The following is a 1,104-nucleotide window of genomic DNA, read 5'->3' on the forward strand; positions in this document are numbered from 1 at the left end:
CTGCCCCTCTGCTCCCCTGCCCCTCTGCTCCCTGCCATAACCACAGTTTTCAACACCGACCGACCTATGCTTAACACTCCCTTTCCGTTTAAGCGATTATCTGGCGCTGTGAGCGAGCGCGACTCATTACGAGTCGTTGTTTTTGCGATCGCAGACTATTTATTTGCCCTGCCAGTTGGTGCAGTTCTCAAGGTGATGGCTTGTCCCCCTATTAGGAGTACGGTTGAAAGTGGTATCGGGATGGTTGATTTGGGAGCGCAAACCATCACAATTGTGGACTTGCGCCAAAAGTTCATTCAGCAAGTACAAGCCCAAGAGGCGCATCAAGTTCTCTCTGCGGTTGACACTTCAGGGCGCTTCTTACTTCTGACTCAAACGCGGACTGGGGAAATTTGTGGCATTCCTGTGGACAAGCCCCCTGCCTTAATCGATATTCCTTTAGAAACTGTGCGTCCGGTGCCGTGGTCTTATCAGCAAGTGGCGGAGTTAAACTTTGTTAGCCACATGGCTGTTTTGCCTGTAGCACCAAACGAAGAACCACTCAAAGTACTTCTTCTAGGCATGAGCCAGATATTGGCTAATAAGTTGGGGTTGCCCGGAACAACCCCAACCTTGGCTCCTGGGCTGACATCAGGCGAACAACGGCAAAGATTTCTCCGTTTTCCCTTGGGCGATCGAGGAAGTGGATTACTACCATTCCACTCATTACAGGACATTATTCATCTCGCTAGCCAAGAAATTTCCCCAGCCCCGGCCTTACCAAGTTGGATTTTAGGTTTCTATAATTGGCAAGGACAGATGCTGCGAGTGGTTGACTTGGAACATTTGCTTGGTTATGCGCCGCTTTTGAAACGGCAGTCACGACCAGAAAAGCCAATGGTTCTGGTTCTCGAACTGCAAAATCAGGTAATCGGGTTTTTGGTGGCTCATGTCTACGATGTAGAGTGGCAGGATTTACAGCAAGCACAATCGGCACCAACCGACTTTTCCCCAAACAAACTACTAAATTTTGTTCGAGGTATTCTGCCAGGCGATCGCTGGATTTTAGACACCAGAGCGATCGCCCAGACATTGCAATGGCAAACCCACTGATAAGAGGCAGGG

Annotated in this window: 1 protein-coding gene; it reads left to right on the forward strand. The window is 49.5% G+C overall.

Features of this window, described 5'->3' with window-relative positions:
- A partial coding sequence (locus CDG79_RS40585) for a chemotaxis protein CheW (RefSeq protein WP_223278680.1) occupies window positions 1–1,092 on the forward strand: 1,092 nt, incomplete at its 5' end.
- Window positions 1,093–1,104: the final 12 nt, after the last annotated feature.

The sequence above is a fragment of the Nostoc sp. 'Peltigera membranacea cyanobiont' 232 genome (assembly GCF_002245985.1).
Taxonomy (GTDB): domain Bacteria; phylum Cyanobacteriota; class Cyanobacteriia; order Cyanobacteriales; family Nostocaceae; genus Nostoc.